This is a genomic window from Pseudomonas sp. 2822-15 (assembly GCF_002742515.1).
GTDB lineage: Bacteria > Pseudomonadota > Gammaproteobacteria > Pseudomonadales > Pseudomonadaceae > Aquipseudomonas > Aquipseudomonas salomonii.
This window is the reverse complement of the sequence record NZ_LJRY01000040.1, coordinates 1-280: the sequence shown is the minus strand read 5'-3', so window position 1 is coordinate 280 and position 280 is coordinate 1. Positions and strand designations below refer to the sequence as shown.

At 38.9% G+C, this 280-nt stretch carries 1 protein-coding gene; it reads left to right on the top strand.

Going from position 1 to position 280, the window contains the following annotated elements; all coding sequences use genetic code 11:
* Window positions 1-280, top strand: a 280-nt coding sequence (locus AOA59_RS00160) for a response regulator transcription factor (protein ID WP_143522714.1), incomplete at both ends; no start/stop codon positions are given.

The window sequence follows — 280 nt, the reverse complement described above, 5'->3', positions numbered from 1 at the left end:
GATGAAAGTGACTGGTGAAGCGAGTAATGGAAAAGAAGCGATAGAACTTTGTGAAAAACAACTTTTTCACATTGTAATATTAGATATTCGAATGCCAATAATGGATGGACTGCAAGCTGCACGGATTATTCATTCGAGGTGGCCAGATAGGAAAGTGTTAATGCTTACGACCTTCAATGATGATGAATATGCATTGGAGGCTTTGAAAAATGGGGCGAGTGGTTACATGCTTAAGGATGCGGAGCCTCAGGAGTTAATTAAAGCAATTAGAAGTTGTTTA